The sequence below is a fragment of the Pseudomonas sp. G11-1 genome (assembly GCF_024031555.1).
In the GTDB taxonomy this organism is placed as follows: domain Bacteria; phylum Pseudomonadota; class Gammaproteobacteria; order Pseudomonadales; family Pseudomonadaceae; genus Halopseudomonas; species Halopseudomonas bauzanensis.
In genome coordinates this window covers 473,754-496,348 of the sequence record NZ_QEYQ01000002.1, presented here as the reverse complement: position 1 = coordinate 496,348, position 22,595 = coordinate 473,754, and the positions used below count along the sequence as shown (strand labels likewise).

Sequence of the window (22,595 nt, the reverse complement as noted above, 5' to 3'; positions counted from 1 at the left end):
GGCTATTGCTTATAACCTGGCATCAGAACTCTGGCCATCGGGCCACAGTGAGGAATGTCATTATGAGTTTGAGCTTCGATCGCGCACTGGGGCTGCATGAGCAGGCACTGAACTTTCGTGCCGACCGTTCTGCGGTGCTGGCGAACAATATCGCCAATGCCGATACCCCCAACTATCAGGCCCGCGACCTGGATTTCGCCAGTGTGCTGGAAGCCCAGCAGACTGGCGCGGATCGCCCGTTCCAGGCGACTCGCACCCATGCCCGGCACCTGGATGTCGAAGGTTTCATCGATCAGGCAGCGGGCCTGCGTTATCGCATCCCCAGCCAGCCATCGGTGGATGGCAATACCGTTGAAGTCCAGGCCGAGCAGGCTCGCTACGCGGAAAACGCCATCGATTTCCAGGCCAGCTTCACCTTTCTCAACAGCAAATTCAAAGGGCTGATGACAGCCCTGCGCGGAGACTGATCATGTCGCTCAATCAGGTATTCGATATTGCCGGCTCCGGCATGAACGCCCAATCCCTACGGCTCAATACCGTGGCCAGCAACATGGCCAATGCCGAGACCGTGTCCAGCAGCATTGATCAGACCTACCGCGCCCGGCAGGCCGTATTTGCCACGGTGTTCAACGAGCAGCAGGCGATGGACGGTGCTCTCGGTGGCTCGTTGTTCGCGCCCACCGACCAGGCGGGGCAGGGCGTGCAGGTGCTGGGCGTGGTTGAGTCGGATGCGGAGCTGCAGTCGCGCTACGAGCCCGATCACCCCATGGCCAACGAAGAGGGCTACGTGTTCTATCCGAACGTCAACGTGGTGGAGGAAATGGCCAACATGATGGCTGCCTCGCGGGCCTATCAAACTAACGTGGAAATCATGAATACCGCCAAGACCATGCTGCAGCGCGTGCTGACGCTGGGCCAATAAGGGAGTGGGCAGATGAGCAATATCAGCATCGGCAACAGCCTGCTGGATCAATATAAGGTTGATCAAAACCGCTTTGCCAAGGGCGATGAGCTGGGCAAGAACGAGTTTCTTGAGCTGCTGGTCGCGCAATTGAACAACCAGGATCCGCTGGCGCCCCAGGAAAATGGCGAGTTTATCGCGCAACTGGCGCAGTTCAGCACCGTCGAAGGCATCGAGAAGATGAACAGCACCATGGAGGCCATGGCCAGCAGCTTCCAGTCTTCCCAGGCGTTGCAGGCCTCGTCTCTGGTGGGCCGGACCGTGGTGGTACCGACGGATAAGGCAATGGTTGATCCCGAGGCCGGCTTTACCGGTCAGTTGGCGTTGCCGCAGGCCAGCGGTGCGGTGAGGGTGAACGTTTACGACGAGGCCGGCAGTGTGGTCTCCACCATCAATCTGGGCGCTCAGGAAGGTGGTATTCACGAGTTTACCTGGGACGGTACCGACGCCAGCGGCAATGTCTTGCCGGCCGGCAAATACCGTTTCGAGGCGCAGGCCAGCGTCAATGGCGAGACCGTCCAGCTGGCTACGCTGTTGCCGGCGAATGTGGACAGCGTCTCCCTCGGTGTCGGTCATGGCGGTGAAATGGTTCTCAACCTGGCTGGGCTGGGCAGTATCGGCCTGTCAGAAGTTTTCTCAATCGGTAAATAACGTCGTCCGACGAGCGTAAAAAGCAGGAGTCAATCATGTCTTTCAATATCGGTCTCAGTGGTATCCGGGCGGCATCTTCCGATCTGAATATCACCGGTAATAACATCGCCAATGCCAGTACCGTGGGTTTCAAGAGCTCCCGTGCGGAGTTCGCCGATGTCTATTCGGCGTCCATTCTCGGTACCGGCAGCAATGCCCAGGGCAGCGGGGTGGTGCTCGACAACGTCGCGCAGATATTCACCCAGGGCAATATCAACTACACCGAGAACAGCCTGGATCTGGCAATCAACGGCAACGGTTTCTTCGTTACCAGTAACAACGGCGCGCTGAGCTACACCCGTGCCGGCTACTTTGGTACTAACCAGGAAGGCTTCATCATTAACAACAATGGTGAGCGGCTGCAGGGCTATGGGGTCAATGCGGTGACTGGCAGGATCAATGAAGGTGTGCCGACCGACCTTCGGGTGGATACCCGGGCGGCTAACCCCAACCGCACCAGCAAGGTGGAATCGACGCTGAACCTGAACTCCACCAGTGTGCGGCCAACTGCGGCGCAGAATGCCTATGACACCACCTTTGCCACGGAATACAGCGCTCATATCACCGCTAATGCGGTTGACCCGGAAGCGCCGACCGAGGACGAAATAGCCGCGGCCCGGGCTGCGGCCGAGCCGGCAGCATTGACTGCCGCACGGGATCAAGCGCGTACCGGCTTTGATCCGAGCGACTCCTCCACCTACAATAGCTCCACCTCGGTCAACGTCTATGACAGCCTGGGCAATGCCCACGTGATGACCAAGTACTTCGTCAAGACCGACGCCAATACCTGGGATATGCACGTATTGATCGATGGCCGCGATCTGAGCGGTACGCTGGCAACCGATCCGGCTTTTTCCAGCGACCCTGAAGTGCTGACGTTCAACAGTAGCGGTGCGTTGATTGGCGGGCAGATCACCAATATCGGCGGCGCAGCCGGGTGGCAGCCCCTGGATGCCAATGGCGAGCCGGCGGGTGCCGAGGTCCAGAACCTGAGTCTGGACCTGACCGGCTCATCCCAGTACGCCTCCAGCTTCGGCGTCACCTCGGTGGTGCAGGACGGCTTCACTACCGGCGAGCTGGCGGGCCTGAGTATCGATGACAACGGCATGTTGATTGCCCGTTACACTAACGGTCAGACCAAGACCCAGGGCCAGCTGGTGCTGGCGACCTTCGCCAACCAGCAGGGCCTGAAACCGCTGGGTGACACTGCCTGGGCCCAGTCCAGTGCGTCCGGTGAGCCGGTCATCGGTGTGCCGGGTAGCGGAACCCAGGGTCTTATCCAATCGGGAGCGCTGGAGCAATCCAACGTGGATCTGTCGGAAATGCTGATCAACCTGATCGTTGCCCAGCGCAACTATCAGGCCAACGCGAAAACCATCCAGACCGAAGACGCGGTAACCCAGACCATCATCAACCTTCGGTAAGATCTTCGGCTCGGCACAGCGGCAACGGCGGCAATTTGTATTGCCGCCGTTGCCGCTTTTTTATGTGTTGATATTTTAAACTATTGATTTACAAAGGATATACCCCTGTCTTTTCTGTTGGCACGATACCTGCTTTGTTCTGTGTAGAGATCATTCAATGCGGCAATTTTCCGTCGCCTTGTCGAAGCGGAGCAGCGTGTGGACAAATCCCTCTTTCTTTCCATGAGCGGCGCCAGCCAGAACATGCTGGCCCAGCGCGCCCATGCCAATAACCTGGCCAACGTCAGCACCACTGGCTTTCGGCGGGATTTCGAGCAGGCCCGTTCGATGCCGGTGTTCGGCGAGGGACTGCCGACGCGCGCCTATGCCATGACCGAACGCCCCGGCACCGATATGTCCGCTGGCGTACTGCAGGAAACCGGGCGTGATCTGGACGTCGCCGTTGAAGGTGAAGGCTGGATCGCGGTGCAGGCACCTGATGGCGGTGAGGCTTATACCCGCGCCGGCAATCTGAAGATCGATGTATTCGGCATCCTGCGTACCAGCGGTGGCTTGCCGGTACTCGGCAATGCAGGGCCGATCGCCTTGCCGCCGGCTGACAAGGTCGAGATCGGCACCGACGGTACCATCAGCTTCCGTGCCCAGGGCGAAGCACCCAACGTGCTGGCCGAGGTGGATCGCATCAAGCTGGTCAAGCCAGATCAGGTCGCCATGCACAAGGGCGAGGATGGCCTGATGCGCATGAATGACGGTCAGGAACAACCAGCCGATGGCGCCGTGACCCTGGTTACCGGCTTTCTCGAAGGCAGCAACGTCAACGCGGTGGAAGAGATGACCGCCATGCTATCCCTGGCCCGGCAGTTCGAGCTGCATATCAAGATGATGCGCACCGCCGAAGAGAACGCCCAGGCCACCAACAAACTTCTGCAGATCAGCTGATCACACCTGACCAGCGAGGAGCCAAGACATGCACGCAGCACTATGGGTAAGCAAGACCGGTCTGTCCGCCCAGGACACCATGCTCAGCACCATTTCCAATAACCTGGCCAACGTCTCGACCACTGGTTTCAAGCGCGACCGCCCGGAATTCGAGGATCTGTTGTATCAGATCAAGCGTCAGCCTGGCGCTCAGAGCACCCAGGACACCCAGCTGCCCTCCGGCCTGCAACTGGGCACCGGCGTGCGCGTGGCCGGCACCCAGAAAATCTTCACCACCGGCACACTGCAGACCACCGAGCAGCCGCTGGACATGGCGGTCAACGGCCGCGGCTTCTTCCAGATCCTGATGCCCGACGGCAACATCGGTTACACCCGCGACGGCAGCTTCCACCTGGATGCCGATGGCCGCGTCGTTACCTCCAACGGCTACCCGCTGGAGCCGGGCATCGAGCTGCCGCCGGAAGTGCAGACCTTCACCGTCGGGGAAGACGGCACTGTGTCCATTTCCCTGTTCGGTGACGCCGGTGTGCAGGAGCTGGGGGTGATTCAGACCGCTGACTTCATCAACCCGGCAGGGCTGCAGGCGATTGGCGGCAACCTGTTCCTGGAAACCGCCTCCAGCGGCGCGCCGCAGGTCGGCAACCCCGGTGAGAACGGGCTGGGTACCGTGCTGCAGAACACCCTGGAAAATTCCAACGTCAGTGTGGTGGAGGAGCTGGTGAACATGATCACCACTCAGCGCGCCTACGAAATGAACTCCAAGGTCATTTCCACCGCAGATCAGATGCTGCAATACATCAGTCAGAACCTGTAACGGGTTCCTGGAGCGAATGAAGATGAAAGCCCTGCGTGTAACCTTGCTGGTGCTCTGCGTGGCGTCGCTGGCCGCCTGCGTGCAGACGCCGCCCAAGCCTGATGATCCGGCCTACGCGCCGGTCTTGCCACGCACGCCCATGCCCCAGGAGCTGAACAACGGTGCAATCTATCAGCCCGGGTTCGAGATCAGCCTGTACGAGGATCGCAAGGCCCACCGGATTGGCGACGTGATTACCGTGGTGCTGACCGAGCGCATGGCAGCCCAGAAGAAAGCCGAGAACGAGATCAGCAAGGACAGCAGTGTCAGCATCGCCAACCCGATGCTGTTCGGGCGCAGCGGTATTGCCGGTATCAACACCGGCGTCGAGCTGAGCGGCGGCCGTGACTTCAGTGGCGAGGCCGATGCCAATCAGAGCAACAGCCTGAGCGGCTCGATCACGGTCACCGTGGCCGATGTGCTGCCCAACGGGTTGCTGGCGGTGCGTGGCGAGAAGTGGATCACGCTGAACAACGGCGATGAGCTGATCCGTATTTCCGGACTGATTCGCCCGGATGATGTCGGCTCCGACAACACCGTGCAGTCGACCCGCATCGCTGATGCGCGCATCACCTATTCCGGCACCGGCGCGTTCGCCAACGCCAGCAAACCCGGCTGGTTGAGCCAGTTCTTCATGAGCCCGGTATGGCCATTCTGATCTCTCGGGAGAAACCCATGCGTACACTGCTGATCTGTCTGTGCCTGGCCCTGGTCAGCCCGCTGGCCCAGGCCGAGCGCATCAAGGATATCGCCAGCATCGCCGGTATCCGCAGCAACCAGTTGATCGGCTACGGACTGGTGGTCGGCCTGGATGGCTCCGGTGACCAGACCACCCAGACGCCGTTTACTGTGCAGACCTTCAACAACATGTTGACCGAGTTCGGCATCACGGTGCCGCAGGGTACTCGCATCCAGATGAAGAACGTCGCCGCGGTGGCCATCCATGCCGACCTGCCGCCGTTTGCCAGCCCGGGGCAGACCATCGATATCACCGTCTCCTCGATCGGCAATGCCAAGAGCCTGCGCGGCGGTAGCCTGCTGATGTCCCCGCTCAAGGGGCTGGATGGGCAGGTCTATGCCATCGCCCAGGGCAACCTGGTGGTTGGTGGTTTCGGCGCCGAAGGTGCCGATGGCTCGCGCATCACCGTGAATGTACCCAGTGTCGGCCGGATTCCCGGCGGCGCTACCGTCGAGCGCGCGGTTGCCAGCCCCTTCGCCAGCAGCGATCACCTGGTGTTCAACCTGAACCGGCCGGATTTCACCACCGCCAAACGGGTGGTCGACCAGATCAATGATACCTTCGGCCCGGGGGTGGCGCAGGCACTCAATGGCGGCTCCATCCGTGTGCGGGCGCCGCTCGATCCCAACCAGCGGGTCGACTACATGGCAATGGTCGAGAACCTGCAAGTGAAGCAGGGTAACGCCGCAGCCAAAGTGGTCATCAACTCCCGGACCGGCACCATCGTCATCGGTCAGGATGTGCGAGTGCAGCCGGCGGCGGTAACCCACGGTGGCCTGACTGTCACCATCAGCGAGAACTATCAGGTCAGCCAGCCGGAGCCGTTCAGCGGTGGCCAGACCGTGGTCACGCCGAGCTCGCAGATCAGTATCGAAGAGGGTGACAGCCGCATGTTCGTGTTCAATCCCGGCGTCTCGCTGGATGAGATCGTGCGGGCGGTGAACCAGGTCGGTGCCGCGCCGGGCGACCTGATGGCCATTCTTGAAGCCCTGAAGCAGGCCGGCGCCCTGAACGCCGACCTGGTTGTCATCTGAGGAACTTTCCATGCACAGTAACAGCATCAGCTATACCGATCTGAATGCCATGGCCCAGCTCAAGGTCGGCAGCAAGGCCGACAGTGCAGAGAACCTGCAGCAGGTGGCCAGCCAGTTCGAATCGCTGTTTCTGAATGTGATGGTCAAGAGCATGCGCGACGCCAACCAGGCGTTCGCCGAAGGTAACCCGCTCAATACACCGCAGACCCGTTTCTACCAGGACATGTACGACAGCCAGCTGTCGGTGCACCTGGCGGAGAAGCAGGGCATGGGGCTGGCGGATGTGATGTTACGCCAGCTGTCGCCGGAAAAGGCCGCATCAGCAGTCTCCGCCAGCACTGGCACGGCGGCCGCTGCCGCTGAGCGGCCTGACCATTCGGCACTGCTGGCACGGCGGCGTCTGGCTGTCAGCGCTGGGTGGGGCGAAGTCACCCTCGGTCAGAACCCGGCGGCGGACAAGCCGGCCAATCCGGCGGCCTCGCCGGAGCCGTCGCGCAACTGGTTGCCGCTGCGTGCTCAACAGGCAGCGGAGGCCAGCCCGGCCATGGTCGCAGCCACCAATGCCAAGACCCGGTTCGACAGCCCGGCGGAGTTTACCCGCGCCATGTTGCCGATGGCCGAAAAGGCCGCTGCGCGGCTGGGTGTGGACCCGCATTATCTGGTGGCCCAGGCCGCACTGGAGACGGGCTGGGGCAAGTCGATCATTCGCCAGCAGGATGGCACCAGCAGCCACAATCTGTTCGGCATCAAGACCCATGGCCAGTGGCAGGGCGAATCGGCCAATGTGTTGACCAGCGAATATCGCGGTGGCGTGAAGCAGCAGGAGCGGGCGAGCTTTCGCAGCTACGATTCCTACGAGCAGAGCTTCAATGACTATGTGGCCTTTCTCGAGAGCAATGGCCGTTATGAACAGGCCCTGACGCGCACCGCTGATGCCGATGCCTTCTTCCGCGAGTTGCAGCAAGCGGGCTATGCAACCGACCCGCGGTATGCCGCCAAGGTTTCGCAGATTGCTCGCAAGCTGATCAGCGAAGATGCCATGGCCGCCGTGAACACCAACGCCAATGAAGGCAGAGCATAAACCATGGCAGATCTGTTCAATATCGGTCTCAGCGGGCTGCGTGCCGCGCAAACCAACCTGTCGGTCACCGGGCAGAACATCACCAACGTCAATACCCCCGGTTATAGCCGCCAGACCGCGATCCAGACTGCCAACCCGCCGGGTTATAGCGGTGCTGGCTATATGGGTACCGGCACCAAGGTGGTAGATGTTCAGCGCATCTACAATCAGTTTCTGACCAATCAGGTGCGCACTACCACGTCGGCAGCGGCGGCGAACCACGCCTACAACATCCAGATTGAAGAGCTCAATAGCACCCTGTCGAGCACCGCGTCCGGTATCACCACTGGCCTGAAGAGCTACTTCGCAGCGCTGCAGACGTCCATCGAGGACCCGGCCAGCCTGCCAGGCCGCCAACTGTTCCTGTCCGAAGCCCAGGGTCTGGCCGGGCGGTTCAACTCGGTGCATCAGCAACTGGCCACCCAGAACCAGTTTCTCAACCAGCAAATGACCACGGTAGCAGAGCAGGTGAGTCGTCTGGCCGTGTCGGTGGCGGGTTACAACGATGCGATTTCCAAGGCCGCGGCCAATGGGGCTGCGCCCAACGACCTGCTGGATGCGCGCGACGAGGCCATCCGCCAACTGAGCGAATACGTCAGCGTTACCGTGGTGGATCAGGGCGATAACAGCATCAACCTGTTCATCGGCTCCGGGCAGCCACTGGTGGTCGGCAAGGAAGCCTCGGTATTGCAGACCAAGCCCGGCCTGTCGGACCCTGGGCGGCTGGATATCCAACTGGTCAGCGGCAACTCGGCGCAGGATGTTTCCGACCTGATCAGTGGTGGCGAGCTGGGCGGCCTGCTGCGCTATCGCGACGATGTGCTGGATCAGGCGTTCAATGCGCTGGGACGCATCTCGCTGGCGATCGCCAGTGAGTTCAATCAGCAGTTGGGCAAGGGGCTGGACCTGAACGGGCAGGTGGGTAGCGACCTGTTCGGCGACATCAACAGCGATGCCTATATGGACCTGCGCAGCCGTGGCCGCGAGGGCAATCGCTCGGACGCAGCGCTGGATGTGCGCATCGCCGATACCTCGACGCTGAGCACCTCGGATTATGAACTGACCTTCACCAGTGACACTGAATTTACCGTGCGCCGGGTGAACGACAATCGGGTGCTCGGGCCCTTCGATGTGAATGCCGCTGAAGGTGAACCTGGCTACGCTGCTTTCGATGGCCTCGACTTAAGTGGTCAGACTGGCAACTATATGGAAGGCGATCGCTATCTGCTGACGCCGACCCGCAATGCCGCCCAGAGTCTGTCAGTGGTGATGACCGAGCCGCAGCAACTGGCCTTTGCTTCGCCCATGACTGCGCAGGCCAGCCTCGACAATCGCGGTACCGGCAATGTCAACCAACCGCTGCTCACCAGCGGGCCGCAGCCGCTGGACCTGGACCGGCTGAAGGCGCTGGGGGTCGAATTCAGCTATGCCGATAATGGTGATGGCACTGGCGTACTGACCAGCACCAATCCGCCGCTGAGCATCGATGTGACCCTGGGCCAGCCGTTCAGCTGGGAAGTCGACGGCCATGAGTTCAGCATGACGCTATCTGGCAAGCCGCTGGATGGCGATAGTTTTTCGGTGGACTTCAACAGCGGGGGTGTGGCGGATAACCGCAACGCACTGGCGCTGGCCGGCCTGCAAACCCAGCAGGTGCTGGGCAAGGGCGAGGGGGCTCGGGGTTTCTCGTTGCTCGACGGCTATGGTGATCTGGTGCAGAAAGTCGCTACCTTCACTGCCCAGTCGCGCACCGAAACCGAGGCCAACATGGCGATGCTGGCCCAGGCGACCAACAATCGCAACTCGGTCTCGGCGGTGAACCTCGACGAGGAAGCAGCCAGCCTGATCCAGTTCGAGCAATACTACAACGCCTCGGCGCAGATCATTCAAGTTGCGCGCACCGTGTTCGATACATTGATCAGCAGCATGCGCTGACGGGGACTGACGACAATGCGTATTTCCACCATTCAGGCGTTCAACACCGGGATCCGCGGAATCCAGGACAACTATTCGGCCGTCACCCGCACCCAGGAACAGATTACCTCTGGCAAGCGGATTCTCTCACCGGCGGATGATCCGGTGGCCTCGGTGCGGCTGCTGCAATTGGGTCAGGAAGCCAGCAAGCTGGCGCAGTACAAGGACAACCTGACGGCGGCAACCAACAGCCTGACGCAGGAAGAAGCCGTTCTCAATTCGGTGAACAATATCCTGCAGCGCGTCCGTGAGATTGCGCTTGAAGCGGGGAACGGCGCGTTGGATGCCAGTGGGCGGGAGGCTCTGGCACAGGAGCTGGCCGAGCGCGAGAACGAGCTTTACGGATTGCTCAATAGCCAGAACGCCCGCGGCGAATACCTGTTCGGTGGTTACCAGAGTGATACCCAGCCCTTTGTAAAGAACCCCGACGGCAGCTACAGCTATGCCGGTGATGAGGGGCAGCGTTCGATCCAGATCGGCAGCGCCAAGATGGTCGCGATCAATGACAACGGCAAGGAACTGTTTGTCGATGTGGGGAACGTCAATCGGGTGGATACCGCCGCTGGTGCCGGCAATGCCGGCAGCGGGCGTATTTCCCTGGGCGTGGTGGAAAACAAGGGCCGCTACGACAGTGAATTCTACCCGCAGGGCAGCGTCAGCATCGTCATCTCGGATGATGCAGCGGGCTACGAAATCCGCGACGCAGCCGGTGCTCCGCTGGACCCGCCGGTTACCGGCACCCTGGAGCCCAATGCCGCTGGTGGCCATGAAATCCGTTATGGTGGTGTGGTAGTGACGCTGGATGGTGAGCCGGCGGCGGGCGATGAGTTCACGATCAGCGTCGGCACCGCCGACAACAGCGAGAAACGTGGCGTGCTGGACACGGTACGCCTGCTGCGCGACACGCTGGAGAACACTGACGATAGCCCCGAAGGCAAGCTACAGCGCCGCGACATGCTGGCGATCAGCGTCCAGAATCTCGACAATGCGATGAATCAGGTGCTCGGCGTGCAGACCAGCCTCGGCGCGCGTCTCAATGTGATCGAGTCCGCCCAGTTGGAGAATGACGAGGCGACCTTGATCAATACCACGGTGCAATCGGGGCTTGAGGATCTGGATTATGCTGAAGCGCTCAGCCGCCTGAGCATGGAAAGCATCGTCCTGCAGGCAGCGCAACAGAGCTTCGTCAAGGTCAGCGGCCTGAGCCTGTTCAACTTCCTGCGCTAGGGCGGTTTCTCGCAGCCAAGGCCCAGTCAGCCACTCCGGGAGAGGCTGACTGGGCCGCTGCCGGAGTTTATTGCGGGAGCGGGTTTGCCCGCGAACAGGTCTCAGGTTATACGAGCCGCCAACTAATTATCTGCGCTGACCTGGCGGCCTCCCAGGTCGGGAATGGGGGTATCGGCCAGGCGATCCAGGATGGGGCAATCCGGGCGCTCATCGCCCAGACAGCAGCTGGCCAGCTCTGACAGGCTGTCGTGCATGGACTGCAGCCCGGCGATCTTGTCCTCCAATTCCTTCAGATGCTCTCGGGCCAGTGCCTTGACCACGGCGCTGCTGCGCTCGCGATCTTGCCACAGCGCCAGCAACTGGCTGATCTGTTCGATGGAAAACCCCAGGCTGCGGGCTCGCTGGATGAAACGCAGGGTGTGCAGATCCTGCTCGCTGAACAGCCGGTAGCCGGCGGCGGTACGCGCCGTTCCGGTGAGCAGCCCGATATTCTCGTAGTGTCTGATCATGCGCGGCGTCAGGCCGGTGGTCTTGGCTGCCTGGCTGATATTGATGTTCATTGCGCCTCCGGTTTCCAGCGTTTCAACAGCAGCGCGTTGGCCACCACGCTGACGCTGCTGGCGGCCATCATGGCGCCGGCGAGCATGGGATTGAGCAGGCCGACCGCGGCCAGGGGGATGCCCAGACTATTGTAGACAAAGGCCCAGAACAGGTTCTGCCGGATCTTGCGCCAGGTGTGGCGGGAGATGTCCAGCGCCGCCGGGACCAGCAGCGGGTCGCCACGCATCAAGGTAATGCCCGCGCTGTGCATGGCGACGTCGGTGCCCGTGGCCATGGCCATGCCGACATCAGCGGCGCTCAATGCCGGCGCATCATTGATACCATCACCGATCATGGCCACCACCCGGTCCTGGCTACGCAGTGTCTGTACATGGCGCGCCTTGTCTTCAGGCAACACCTGCGCTTCGACCCGACTGATGCCCAGTTCGCGACCCACGGCGCCGGCAGCCGCCTGGCTGTCCCCGCTTATCAGCCAGCTCTCGATACCCAGCCGGTCCAGCTGGCGGATGGTCTGCGCAGCCTCCGGCTTGATGGTGTCAGCGAAGGCCATCAGTGCCACCAGCTGCGGCTGACCTGCATCCTCGATGGCGAGCCAGGACAGGGTCCGACCCTGCGCCTCGTGCTGCTCGGCCTCGGTCTGCCACGCGGCCATGTCGATACCCTGTTCCACCATCAACAGGTCGTTGCCCAACCAGGCTTTGCGACCTTCCACCACGCCGCTGGCACCGCGGCCGGCCTGTACGCGGAAATCCGCAGCCGGTTCAGCCTGAATATCCCGATCATTGGCGTAGGTGCGCAGGGCACCGGCCAGCGGATGCTCGGCGTGGGTCTGGATTGCCACCGCCCACGCCAGCGTCTGCTCATGGTCACTACCGTTCAATGCCTCGAAGGCTTGCAGCGTCGGCTTGCCCAGGGTCAGCGTACCGGTCTTGTCGAAAATCACCGTGTCGACCTTGTGCGCCTGTTCCAGCGCTTCGGCATCGCGGATCAAGATGCCCCGCCGCGCTGCCACGCCGGTACCGACCATGATCGCCGTTGGCGTGGCCAGACCCAGGGCGCAGGGGCAGGCGATGACCAGCACCGCGATGGCGTTGAGCAGCGCCTGTTCGCTACCCACCAGCAGGCTGCCGATGGCGAAGGTAAGGAAGGCGATGACCAGGACCACGGGCACGAATACCGAACTGACCCGGTCTACCAGTCGCTGAATCGGCGCCTTGGACGCCTGGGCGCTTTCGACCAGGCGGACGATCTGTGACAGCAGGGTGTCATGGCCGACGGCGGTGGTCTCGATCACCAGCAGACCGTCCTGGTTCATGGAGCCGCCGCTCACCGGGTCGCCCGGCTGACGGCTGACCGGCAGGCTTTCGCCGGTGAGCATGGACTCATCCACATGGCTGCCGCCCTCGCGCACATCGCCGTCGACGGGGATGCGTTCGCCCGGCTGCACCACCAGCAGGTCACCCACTCGGATCTGCTCCAGTGGCACCAGCTGATCGCCTTCGGCACTGCGCCGGCGAGCGGTATCCGGGCGCAAGGCGGTCAGTGCACGAATCGCCTCCAGGGTCTGACCCTTGGCCCGGCTTTCCAGGTATTTGCCCAGCAGGATGAAACTGATGATGACCGCCGACGCTTCGTAATACAGCACCGGCATCTGCCCGGCCGGAGTGGTGAATACGTGCCAGGTGCTCAACGCCCAACCGGCGCTGGTGCCGATGGCGACCAGCAGGTCCATGTTGCCGGTTCGGTTGCGCACGGCATGCCAGGCGCCGCGATAGAAGCGGGCGCCGAAACCGAACTGCACGATGGAGGCCAGCACCAGTTGCACCAGCGGCGGCAGCATCAGGTCGGGGCGGCCGAACAGTTCGGGGAACATGCCCAGCGCCAAGGGTGTGCTGAGCAAGGCGGCGATGATCAGGTGGCGGCGTTCGCGCTGCAGTTTGCCGGCCTGGCGCTCATGGTCGCTGCCGGTCTGCTGGTCGAGCCATTGGCCGGCATAGCCGGCCTGTTCCAGGACCTGCAGCAGTTGTCCTTCGGCAGTACCTTCGGTCATGGTCACGAGGGCTTGCTCGCTGGCCAGGTTGACCTGCACATCGAGCACGCCCGGTACTTTCTGCAGGGCGGTCTCAACGCGGCGCACGCAGCTGGCGCAGGTCATGTTGGCGATGGCGAGCTGGCGCTGGCGGGTTGCGACCGGATAGCCGGCGCGCTTGACGGCCTCGCTGACTGCCGGCAATTGCTGCGGGTCCCGCAATTGGATGCGGGCCGTCTCGGCGGCCAGGTTGACTTCCGCCGAGTCGACCCCGGGAGCGGCCAGCAGCGCCTGTTCCACTCGCCGCACGCAACTGGCGCAGGTCATGCCGGAGATATGTAAGGTGATATGGCTCATGGTTGATTCTCCTCTGATGGCAGCCATCATCAACCTTTACATCATGTGAGGGTCAAGCCGTCGGCTCCGGGGGCTGATCATCCTTTTCATTTCCCCATTTCAGACCGACCTTGCGGATCTCATCATCAACGACCTCAGCGACGACCCAGCACATCCCTTGCCACTCGGTCTGGTCACCCACGACCGGCCGGCCGCCCAGCTGCCGGGTACAGAACTGCGCCAGGGTCAGTCCCGACAACTCTGCAGGTACCTCGAAGCCATAGAAGGTGCCGACCTCGTCCAACAGTGCCGAGCCTTCAAGCACGAAATTGCCAAAGAACTGGCGGCTGTTGAGGTGACGCGGAACGCTGGTAGTACTGAAGATTTTCGACAGCGCCGGCAGGTCCCGGGCGTGGCCGATGACGCATAACACATCATTCAGCTCCAGGCGGGTGCTGCCGGAGGGGTGCAGCAATTTGCGGCCGCGAAACAGCGCGGCGATGCGGGTGTCCTTGGGCATGTTCAAATCGCGCAGGGCCACACCAACGCACCAGTTGGCATCGCTCAGTTGATAGACCATCAGCTCGTAGTCGCTCTCGACCACCACATCCAGGCTGGTACGGTGCAGCGGCTCCGGAATGGGCGGGATCTCGACCCGGCACAGCCTTGCCGCAATCGGCAGGCTCGCCCCTTGCAGCAGCAGGGAAACCAAGACCACAACGAAGGCCAGGTTAAACAGCAATTGGGCCTGTTCCAGCCCGGCTACCAGCGGGAAGATCGCCAGCATCACCGGCACCGCGCCGCGCAGGCCAACCCAGCTGATGAACAGGCGCTCGCGCCAGGAGAACACGAAAGGGGCCAGACAGATCAGCACAGCAATTGGGCGTGCGACCAGGATGAGAAAGACGGCAACGGCCAGTGCTGGCAAGGCGATGTCGAGCATCTCCGAGGGCGTGACCAGCAAGCCGAGCATGAGGAACAGGCCGATCTGGCTGAGCCAGGCCATGCCGTCCTGCATGTGCAGGATGTTCTGCAGACTGCGCAGGCGGCTGTTGCCCAGTACCAGGCCGGTGATGAAGATCGCCAGGAAGCCGCTGCCGCCGAGTACATTGGTGACCGCGAAGGTCAGAATGGCACCACTGGTGATGAGCAGGGGATACAAGCCGGTATCCAGGCTCACCCGGTTGACCAGCCAGGTCAGGAAGAAGCCGCCCGCCAGCCCGCAGACCCCGCCGATGCCGAATTGCTGCAACAACATGGCCAGAAACGACCAACTGAAGGACGTCTGCCCGTTGGCCAGCATCTCCACGATGGTGATGGTCAGGAAGATCGCCATGGGGTCGTTCGATGCAGACTCGATTTCCAGGGTGGCGCTGACCCGGCGCTTGAGGTTCAGCCCTTTGCCCTGCAGCAACGAGAATACCGCGGCCGCATCGGTCGAGCCGACGATCGAGCCCAGCAGCAAGCCCTGCAGCCAGTGCAGGTCCAGCAACCAGGCGGTGGCCAGACCGGTGACCAGAGCGCTGATCAGTACGCCGAAGCTGGCCAGTGACAGGGATGGCCAAAGGGCGACCTTGAAGTTCTCCGCCCGTGTGCGCATGCCGCCATCCAGCAGGATGATCGCCAGGGCCAGGCTGCCGATGACATACACCGTATCTATACTGTCGAACACAATGCCGCCCGGACCATCTTCGCCGGCGAGCATGCCGACGATCAGAAATACCAGCAACAGGGGAATGCCCAATCGGGAGGACATTGAACTTGCCAGAATGCTGACGCATAGCAGGCCGGCACAGATTACAAACAGGGTATTCATGACTTCCATTCGGGGACAATCCTGCGAACGCGAAAGAAATGGAACCCGGATCTTACCATCCCCAACGCCAGGCAGACGGATGTAGCTGATTTTTCAGAAAGAATCATTGCATCGGTGGTGATGACCGGAGCGGATCGTTAGACTGACCGGATTCAGTTCGGTGGGGAATACCATGACGGCGGCACTGGCCTTGCTGTACAAACTGTTGCCACTCTACGTGACGGTTGCGCTGGGGTGGGTTGCCGGGCGTTTCCTGCAGGCCAGCGGTAGTCATATTGCCGGCATCATGATGTATATCATCACACCCTCGGTGGTTTTCTCCGGCGTAATGAACGCGCCGCTGTCGCCGGAGGTGATTCTGCTGCCCTTTCTTACCCTGGGGCTGTGTACGCTGATCGGTTACGGACATCTGCTGATAGCCCGACGCTGGGTGGGAGACGCCAGCGCCAGTGTCATTCCGCTGGCCGTGGGCACCGGCAATACCGGCTATCTTGGGGTGCCAGTGGCTTTGCTGCTGTTCGGCGAGCAAGGCCTGAGCATCTATATTCTCTGCATGCTCGGTACCACCCTGTATGAGAATTCGGTGGGTTTCTATCTCGCAGCGCGGGGCCGTTACCAGGTGCGCGACTGCCTGATCAAGGTCGCGCGCCTGCCATCGCTGTACGCCTTCTTTCTTGCGGTCGCGCTCAATCTCACAGGCATTGGTATTCCGGTGATCGCCGAGCCGCTGTTCGATAACCTGCGTGGCGCTTACAGCGTGTTCGGGATGATGATAATCGGTATGAGCATCCTCAGTTTTCGCGGGCTGGCGGGCAACCTGCGTTTTACTGCGCTGGCGTTCTTCGGCAAATTCGTGGTCTGGCCGGCGGTGGCGCTGCTGTTCTGGTGGCTGGACAGCCATGGGCCGCAGATCTACAGCACTGCGGTGTATCAGGCGCTGTTTCTGGTGTCCATCACACCGATTGCCGCCAATACCGTGGTCATCGCCACGCTGTTGGATCTGGCGCCCAGCCAGGTAGCCGGTACCGCACTGTTGAGTACCGTGGTGGCATTGTTCTCCATCCCGTTGATGATCGCCCTGTTCATGGGCGCCTGACCGGCGGCCGATGGCGCAGCGGGTCGAGCAGGGCGGACAGACCGTTGTGATCGATTTCCTGCATCAGTTCCAGCAGGCGGCCGATTTCCCCCTTGGGGAAGCCTTCACGGGCGAACCAGTTGAGGTAATGGCCGGGCAGGTCGGCGATCAGCCGGCCCTGATACTTGCCGAAGGGCATTTCACGGGTGACCAGCAGTTGCAGGTCTTCAGGTTGCATGGTCGGGTCTCCGGCAGTTGAATCGGCTCTCATTATACGCGAGGAGGGCAAGCCGTCAGGCATGGCGTATTTGCGTCTCGGCTGCGCATCCCAGACACGATTGTGGGTTGTAACTTGCGCGCAAGTCGTTACAATAGCGCGGCCCTCATCTGCAGGGCACGCTATGGTGACCCTGTCGGTCCCCTCGCAATGATTCGCCGTGAACCCGGTCAGGCCCGGAAGGGAGCAGCCGCAGCGGTTATATCGTGTGCCGGGGTGCGGCTGGCAGGGTTGCCACCCATAGCCTTCTCGTTTCCGTTATCCCCCCATTCTTATTCCGCGTCTCATACGCCCTTGTCTTGCCGACTTCCGGTCTATTCGTCTGCCTGTCCTTTGCTGATACGTTAGCTCTTTCAGTGGCGAAGCGAGCTTATATCTACTAATGTCTCATCGTGTCTGACTGATAACAACAATAAGGGTAATCGAACATGGATATGGCATTTCCCAGGGCCCGCGTGCCCGCGCTCGGCGTGTTTTTTCTGCTTCTCTGTGGTGTGTTGACCGGTTGTCTCGGCGGCTCCGGCTCGGATCGGGTTTCCTGGCCTGGCTCTCCGGATATGCCGGATATCGATGAGGATCGGATCCTGCCGGTCATCTTCGTACACGGCACCGCTGGCTCGGCCTCCCAGTACCAGACCCAGGCGATGCGCTTTGCCAGCAACGGCTACCCCGAAGACCATGTGGTGGCCTACGAATACAGCACGGCAGGGGCGGTAGAGATCAACAGGGCCCTTACCGGCGGCCTGAGTGGTGACCTGGATGGGTTCGTCGATAACGTGCTGGCGGAGTTCGGGGCGGATCAGGTCTATCTGGCTTGCCACTCCCTGGGTACGGCGGTTTGCGGCTACTACGTGGCCAATCCGGACCGGGAAGCCAAGGTGGCTGGCTATGTTGCCATCGACGGCGCGACAGGCGAGAGTTGCCCGGGCGACTCCAACTGCATGGGGCTGTTTGTCGATGAAACCCGGCGGCTCGGTGAAGTGAACGCCTACGTGCCTGATGAGACTCATGTCCAGGCGGCCACCTCGGAAGCCTCTTTCGCCGCCCAGTTTGAATTCTTCACAGGTGTCGAGCCGGTGCGCACCGAGATTCTGCCACAGCGGGATGAGGTGGAAATTGCCGGTCGGGCGGTTTATTTCCCAGCCAATACCGGTGCTGCCGGGACCACGCTGCAGGTTTGGGAAATAGACCCCGATACCGGTGAGCGTCTCGAAGCGGCGCCATTGGATACCTTCAGCATCACGGCCAACGGCAACTGGGGTCCGGTGACGCTCGATCCGACCGCCTACTACGAATTCCAGCTGTTGCGACCGGGTCGTTCCGAGCATCACTTCTATCGTCAGCCGCTGATCCGCAACAGCGCGCTGGTGCGCTTGAACACCTCGCAGGCCGGCTCCGTGATCGAGGAAAATACCAACGCCAGTGATGATCACGCCTCCCTGGTGATCTCCCGGGACATGGAATGGTGGGGCGACCGCGGCACCGATAACGATCTGCTGGAGATTTCCACCACCAGCCTGCTGTGGGGCGATCAGCCGGCAGTGAATATCATTGACCCGGCCATCGGTAGCAGGAATATCGGCATTCACGTACATGACGATGAAGCCACTCCAGCGGTGACGACTGGCGATCCGCTACCGTATTTCCCGGAGCAGCCGTTCCAGTGGGGCGTGGATGTGTACATGCCTGCCAGCACACCGGCGGATGGGGTTATCTCCGTGGTCAGCACCCCGCGCGGTGACACCGACAACAAGCAAACGCTGAACGTACCGAACCTGCCTTCGTCGCAACATCGTATCTCGTTGACTTTCAACGACTACGTTCAAGACTGAAGCGCCCGAGGCCGAAAGGAACTCGTCCGGGTCACGTTGACCGAGTCACGTTGACCCCTCTTTGTGGGAGCGGGCTTGGCCGCGAAGCAATTGGCAGATCAGCTTCGCGGGCAAGCCCGCTTTTCCATCACCAGTATCGGTTCCCGATCAGCCCCTCCCACAGGGCGAGCCGACAGGCGCGAATCTCGCATTGATTAGGCGCTTTAAGGTACAGTAGCTGCTTGCCAATGACACCGGATAGCAGCCCCTCGATGAGTTACCAGGTATTAGCCCGCAAATGGCGTCCGCGCCTGTTCCGTGAGATGGTCGGCCAGACCCACGTGCTGCAGGCGCTGATCAATGCGCTGGATCACAATCGCCTGCACCATGCCTATCTATTCACCGGCACCCGCGGGGTCGGCAAGACCACCATCGCGCGCATTCTGGCCAAGTGTCTGAACTGCGAGGCGGGTGTCAGTTCGGAGCCCTGCGGCGTCTGTTCGGCCTGTCGGGAAATCGACGAAGGGCGTTTCGTCGATCTGATCGAAGTCGACGCGGCCAGCCGAACCAAGGTCGAGGACACCCGCGAGCTGTTGGACAATGTGCAGTACGCACCCACGCGCGGGCGCTTCAAGGTCTATCTCATCGACGAAGTGCACATGCTCTCCAGCCACAGCTTCAACGCCTTGTTGAAGACTCTGGAAGAGCCGCCGGCTCACGTCAAATTCCTGTTGGCGACCACCGATCCGCAGAAACTGCCGGTCACCATCCTGTCCCGCTGCCTGCAGTTCTCGTTGAAGAACATGTTGCCGGAAAAGGTGGTCGAGCACCTGCGCCATGTGCTGGCCGAAGAGCAGGTACCCTTCGATGATGAGTCGCTGTGGCTGCTCGGCCGCGCCGCCGATGGCTCCATGCGCGACGGCCTGAGCCTCACCGATCAGGCCATCGCCTTCGGGAATGGCCAGCTGCAGGCCGCCGAGGTGCGCAGCATGCTCGGCACCATCGATCACGGTCAGGTATTCGGCCTTCTGCAGGCACTGGCCACCGGGGATGCGCGCGCGCTCCTCGCCGCTGTTGCCGAGCTGGCCGAGCAGGGCGCTGATTTTGCGGGCGTGCTGGCCGAGCTGATATCCACCCTGCAGCGAGTGGCCATCGCCCAGGTATTGCCGGAGGCGGCGGATAACAGCCTGGGTGACCAGGCGCGGGTTCTGGAGCTGGCCGGGCAGGTCAGTGCCGAGGATGTACAGCTGTTCTATCAACTGGCCCTGCACGGTCGCCGTGACCTGCCACTGGCACCGGACCCGCGTGGCGGTTTCGAGATGGCGCTGCTGCGTATGTTGGCGTTTCGCCCCGGCACGCTACAACACACCGGCAACGCGGCACCAGCCGGGCTCGTGCAAACGCCGCCAACGACGCAGCCGAGTCCCGTACCGGCTGCGGCTGGCGACCCGGGAAAGCCCCCGGGGATCAGCCAGGCCGCAGCTGATTCCGTAATCGCCAGGCCGACCACGCAGGCCGCGCCGGTTACGACGCCGGCTGCCGTGCAGGCACCGCCGAAACCCGCTTCACCGATCACGCCGGTTGTGGAGCCAACGGTCGAACCGACTGTCGAGCCGTCAGCTCCGGCCACTCCCGCGCCGCAGTCCGCTGCCAGCCCCGTGGCGGCACCTGCACCGGTGGTCGAGGAGCCGACAACGCCAAGCGAGCCGAACCCGCCAGCAGCGGACGCTCCCCCCGAGTGGTTGCAGGATGCACCGCCCGATGACAGTTTCAGCCCCGACAGTGATGATGAACTGGATGTCAGCGATTATCTGAGCGACTGGGAGCCGGCGGCGGACAGCGCTCCGGTCGAGGCCGCCGAAGAGGATGTCAGCGATCTGCCTCCGGCCACCGGCCTTGCCGCCCAATGGCTGGAGCTGTATCCGCGCCTGGGTGTGGCTGGCCTAACCCAGAGCATTGCCGCCCATTGCCAACTGGTCGCTGTCGAGGGCGCCGTCTGGCAGTTGCATCTGGACCCAGGTCACAGCGCGCTGTACAACGAAAATCATCGCCAGCGTCTGGAAAAGGCCATTACCGAGCAGCAAGGCCAACCAGTAACTTTGACCGTTACGGTCCAGGCGCCCACGCAGGAAACCCCTGCGGTAGCGGCAGCCCGGCGGCGGGTGGCCCGGCAGAAGGAAGCCGAGGCGAACATACAGAGCGACCCGCTGGTGCAGGCGCTGATCAACGATTTTGCGGCGCAGATCTGTGATGACAGTATCCGCCCGCTCGATGCTTGAACCCCTTATGAGGAAACGACCATGATGAAAGGTGGCATGTCAGGCCTGATGAAGCAGGCCCAGCAGATGCAGGAAAAAATGCAGAAGATGCAGGAAGAGCTGGCCAACGCCGAGGTGACCGGGCAATCCGGTGCCGGGCTGGTTTCCGTCGTCATGACCGGGCGGCACGACGTGCGCCGCGTCAATATTGATGACAGCCTGATGACCGAAGACAAGGAAGTGCTCGAAGATCTGATTGCCGCGGCATTCAATGATGCGGTGCGCAAGCTGGAACAGCAGAACCAGGAGAAAATGGCCGGCCTGACCGCGGGCATGAATCTGCCTGACGGCTTCAAGATGCCCTTCTGAACGAGAGAGCCATATCGGTATGAGTTTCAGTCCCCTGATTCGCCAATTGATCGATGCATTGCGCGGGCTGCCCGGCGTTGGGCCGAAAACCGCGCAGCGCATGGCGCTGAACCTGCTGGAGCGCGATCGTGAAGCGGGGCGGCACCTGGCCCATGCGCTGGAGTCGGCGATGGAAGGCGTGGGTTACTGCCGCCGTTGTCGGACGCTGAGCGAGACCGAAATATGTGATATGTGTGATGACCCGCGCCGGGATGATGGGTTGCTGTGTGTGTTGCAGAGCCCGGCGGATGTGTGGGCAGTGGAAATGGCGGGCAGCTTTCGAGGGCGCTATTTCGTGCTCAAGGGCCACCTGTCACCGATTGATGGCCTGGGGCCGGAAGAGATTGGTATACCGGCGTTGCTGGAGCGCGTCGAAGGCAGTGCGGTGACCGAGGTGATTCTGGCGACCAACCCGACGGTGGAAGGTGAGGCGACGGCGCATTATATCGCCGGGCTGCTCAAACCGCAGGGGATCAAGGTATCGCGCATTGCCCACGGGGTGCCACTGGGAGGTGAGCTGGAATTCATCGATGGCGGGACGCTGGCCCATGCGTTGGCTGGGCGAACGGCGATTGGCTGATTCCGATTTCTTGTGGGAGCGGCCTTGGCCGCGAGGAGTTCTGTCAGGCCTGTTCGCGGGCAAGCCCGCTCCCACAAGACAGACCTAACTCCGAACAGGTCGTGCGGCGGGCTGAGGTGTCTGCAACATAGCCAGCCCTCATGACTACTCAGTTGCCGCTGGCGTCTTGCTGCTCCAGTTCCTTGATGATGCGGTCATAGGCTTCACAGGCGCCATGGTGGCTCTGGGTGGGGTCGCGCTCCTGGAGGGCCTTGAGTTGTTCATGCATACGCTCCGCCTTGTCCGGCTTGCCGGCAGCGATGCGGTTGATGGTGACCGCGGTTTCTTCAGCTTTCTTCAGGGCTGCTTCCGGGGTGCACACAACGGTCTGGGCCGATGCGGTGGCAGCAAAACCCAGCAGGGCAGCAATAATCAGGGGGGAGCGCAATTTCATCGTTTACCTCGTCAAACCCGCATGGGGGTGTAAAGACCTCTATCTTAGTC

Annotated in this window: 21 protein-coding genes and 1 other RNA gene; 17 read left to right on the top strand and 5 right to left on the bottom strand. The window is 61.8% G+C overall.

Annotated features, from left to right (window positions below; genetic code table 11):
* Window positions 1-62 precede the first annotated feature (62 nt).
* The 11 genes from flgB (at window position 63) to flgL (ending at window position 10,961) form a co-directional block, all read left to right on the top strand.
* Window positions 63-467, top strand: coding sequence for a flagellar basal body rod protein FlgB (flgB, locus tag DHB74_RS08380; RefSeq protein ID WP_499161200.1), 405 nt, complete (start codon window positions 63-65; stop codon window positions 465-467).
* A gap of 2 nt (window positions 468-469) precedes the next feature.
* Window positions 470-922: a flagellar basal body rod protein FlgC gene (gene flgC / locus DHB74_RS08375; RefSeq protein ID WP_036990527.1), complete on the top strand. Its 453-nt coding sequence runs from the start codon at window positions 470-472 to the stop codon at window positions 920-922.
* A 12-nt stretch (window positions 923-934) separates the two neighbouring features.
* A complete protein-coding gene (flgD, locus tag DHB74_RS08370) occupies window positions 935-1,612 on the top strand; it encodes a flagellar hook assembly protein FlgD (RefSeq protein WP_036990526.1) in 678 nt (225 codons plus the stop codon).
* 35 nt (window positions 1,613-1,647) lie between these two features.
* On the top strand, window positions 1,648-3,075 hold the full coding sequence (locus DHB74_RS08365; RefSeq protein WP_036990525.1) for a flagellar hook protein FlgE: 1,428 nt from the start codon (window positions 1,648-1,650) through the stop codon (window positions 3,073-3,075).
* Window positions 3,076-3,273: 198 nt separating this feature from the next.
* Window positions 3,274-4,014, top strand: a complete 741-nt coding sequence (flgF, locus tag DHB74_RS08360) for a flagellar basal-body rod protein FlgF (RefSeq protein ID WP_036990524.1) — start codon at window positions 3,274-3,276, stop codon at window positions 4,012-4,014.
* Window positions 4,015-4,042: 28 nt separating this feature from the next.
* Window positions 4,043-4,828, top strand: a complete 786-nt coding sequence (gene flgG / locus DHB74_RS08355; RefSeq protein ID WP_036990523.1) for a flagellar basal-body rod protein FlgG — start codon at window positions 4,043-4,045, stop codon at window positions 4,826-4,828.
* A gap of 22 nt (window positions 4,829-4,850) precedes the next feature.
* On the top strand, window positions 4,851-5,525 hold the full coding sequence (gene flgH, locus DHB74_RS08350) for a flagellar basal body L-ring protein FlgH (protein ID WP_036991125.1): 675 nt from the start codon (window positions 4,851-4,853) through the stop codon (window positions 5,523-5,525).
* Window positions 5,526-5,542: 17 nt separating this feature from the next.
* Window positions 5,543-6,640 carry a flagellar basal body P-ring protein FlgI gene (locus DHB74_RS08345; protein WP_036990522.1) on the top strand — a complete coding sequence of 366 codons (1,098 nt, stop codon included), beginning with the start codon at window positions 5,543-5,545 and terminating at the stop codon, window positions 6,638-6,640.
* 10 nt (window positions 6,641-6,650) lie between these two features.
* Entirely contained in the window at window positions 6,651-7,721 is a 1,071-nt protein-coding gene (gene flgJ, locus DHB74_RS08340) for a flagellar assembly peptidoglycan hydrolase FlgJ (protein ID WP_036990521.1), read from the top strand.
* 3 nt (window positions 7,722-7,724) lie between these two features.
* The gene (gene flgK / locus DHB74_RS08335) at window positions 7,725-9,695 is read left to right on the top strand and encodes a flagellar hook-associated protein FlgK (protein ID WP_499161199.1); all 1,971 of its coding nucleotides are present in this window, start codon (window positions 7,725-7,727) and stop codon (window positions 9,693-9,695) included.
* A 15-nt stretch (window positions 9,696-9,710) separates the two neighbouring features.
* Window positions 9,711-10,961: a flagellar hook-associated protein FlgL gene (gene flgL, locus DHB74_RS08330; RefSeq protein ID WP_036990519.1), complete on the top strand. Its 1,251-nt coding sequence runs from the start codon at window positions 9,711-9,713 to the stop codon at window positions 10,959-10,961.
* A 122-nt stretch (window positions 10,962-11,083) separates the two neighbouring features.
* Here the strand turns inward: flgL and cueR are convergent, their stop codons facing one another.
* The 3 genes from cueR to DHB74_RS08315 are packed head-to-tail and all read right to left on the bottom strand — an operon-like array spanning window position 11,084 to window position 15,712.
* Window positions 11,084-11,515 (bottom strand): Cu(I)-responsive transcriptional regulator, encoded by a 432-nt coding sequence (cueR, locus tag DHB74_RS08325; protein ID WP_083392513.1) that lies wholly within the window; start codon window positions 11,513-11,515, stop codon window positions 11,084-11,086.
* Window positions 11,516-11,517: 2 nt separating this feature from the next.
* Window positions 11,518-13,908 (bottom strand): heavy metal translocating P-type ATPase, encoded by a 2,391-nt coding sequence (locus tag DHB74_RS08320; RefSeq protein ID WP_499161198.1) that lies wholly within the window; start codon window positions 13,906-13,908, stop codon window positions 11,518-11,520.
* A 52-nt stretch (window positions 13,909-13,960) separates the two neighbouring features.
* Window positions 13,961-15,712 (bottom strand): potassium/proton antiporter, encoded by a 1,752-nt coding sequence (locus DHB74_RS08315; protein WP_074780472.1) that lies wholly within the window; start codon window positions 15,710-15,712, stop codon window positions 13,961-13,963.
* 163 nt (window positions 15,713-15,875) lie between these two features.
* Here DHB74_RS08315 and DHB74_RS08310 point away from each other — a divergent pair, with 163 nt between their 5' ends.
* Window positions 15,876-16,799 (top strand): AEC family transporter, encoded by a 924-nt coding sequence (locus tag DHB74_RS08310; RefSeq protein ID WP_036990517.1) that lies wholly within the window; start codon window positions 15,876-15,878, stop codon window positions 16,797-16,799.
* Here the strand turns inward: DHB74_RS08310 and DHB74_RS08305 are convergent.
* The gene (locus DHB74_RS08305; protein ID WP_036990516.1) at window positions 16,786-17,016 is read right to left on the bottom strand and encodes a DUF3820 family protein; all 231 of its coding nucleotides are present in this window, start codon (window positions 17,014-17,016) and stop codon (window positions 16,786-16,788) included. The genes DHB74_RS08310 and DHB74_RS08305 overlap by 14 nt on opposite strands.
* Before the next feature lie 173 nt (window positions 17,017-17,189).
* Between DHB74_RS08305 and ffs the strand changes: the two genes are divergently transcribed.
* The 5 genes from ffs (at window position 17,190) to recR (ending at window position 22,112) form a co-directional block, all read left to right on the top strand.
* Window positions 17,190-17,286: signal recognition particle sRNA small type (gene ffs, locus DHB74_RS08300), an RNA gene on the top strand.
* Window positions 17,287-17,483: 197 nt separating this feature from the next.
* Window positions 17,484-18,887, top strand: a complete 1,404-nt coding sequence (locus DHB74_RS08295; protein ID WP_074780479.1) for an alpha/beta fold hydrolase — start codon at window positions 17,484-17,486, stop codon at window positions 18,885-18,887.
* A gap of 251 nt (window positions 18,888-19,138) precedes the next feature.
* Window positions 19,139-21,145 carry a DNA polymerase III subunit gamma/tau gene (gene dnaX / locus DHB74_RS08290; protein WP_280165478.1) on the top strand — a complete coding sequence of 669 codons (2,007 nt, stop codon included), beginning with the start codon at window positions 19,139-19,141 and terminating at the stop codon, window positions 21,143-21,145.
* A 21-nt stretch (window positions 21,146-21,166) separates the two neighbouring features.
* On the top strand, window positions 21,167-21,493 hold the full coding sequence (locus DHB74_RS08285) for a YbaB/EbfC family nucleoid-associated protein (protein ID WP_036990514.1): 327 nt from the start codon (window positions 21,167-21,169) through the stop codon (window positions 21,491-21,493).
* 19 nt (window positions 21,494-21,512) lie between these two features.
* Complete coding sequence (gene recR, locus DHB74_RS08280) at window positions 21,513-22,112, top strand: recombination mediator RecR (RefSeq protein WP_280165479.1); 600 nt, start codon at window positions 21,513-21,515, stop codon at window positions 22,110-22,112.
* Between the two features lie 148 nt (window positions 22,113-22,260).
* Here recR and DHB74_RS08275 read toward each other — a convergent pair whose 3' ends face one another.
* Window positions 22,261-22,545, bottom strand: a complete 285-nt coding sequence (locus DHB74_RS08275; RefSeq protein WP_036990512.1) for a hypothetical protein — start codon at window positions 22,543-22,545, stop codon at window positions 22,261-22,263.
* Window positions 22,546-22,595: the final 50 nt, after the last annotated feature.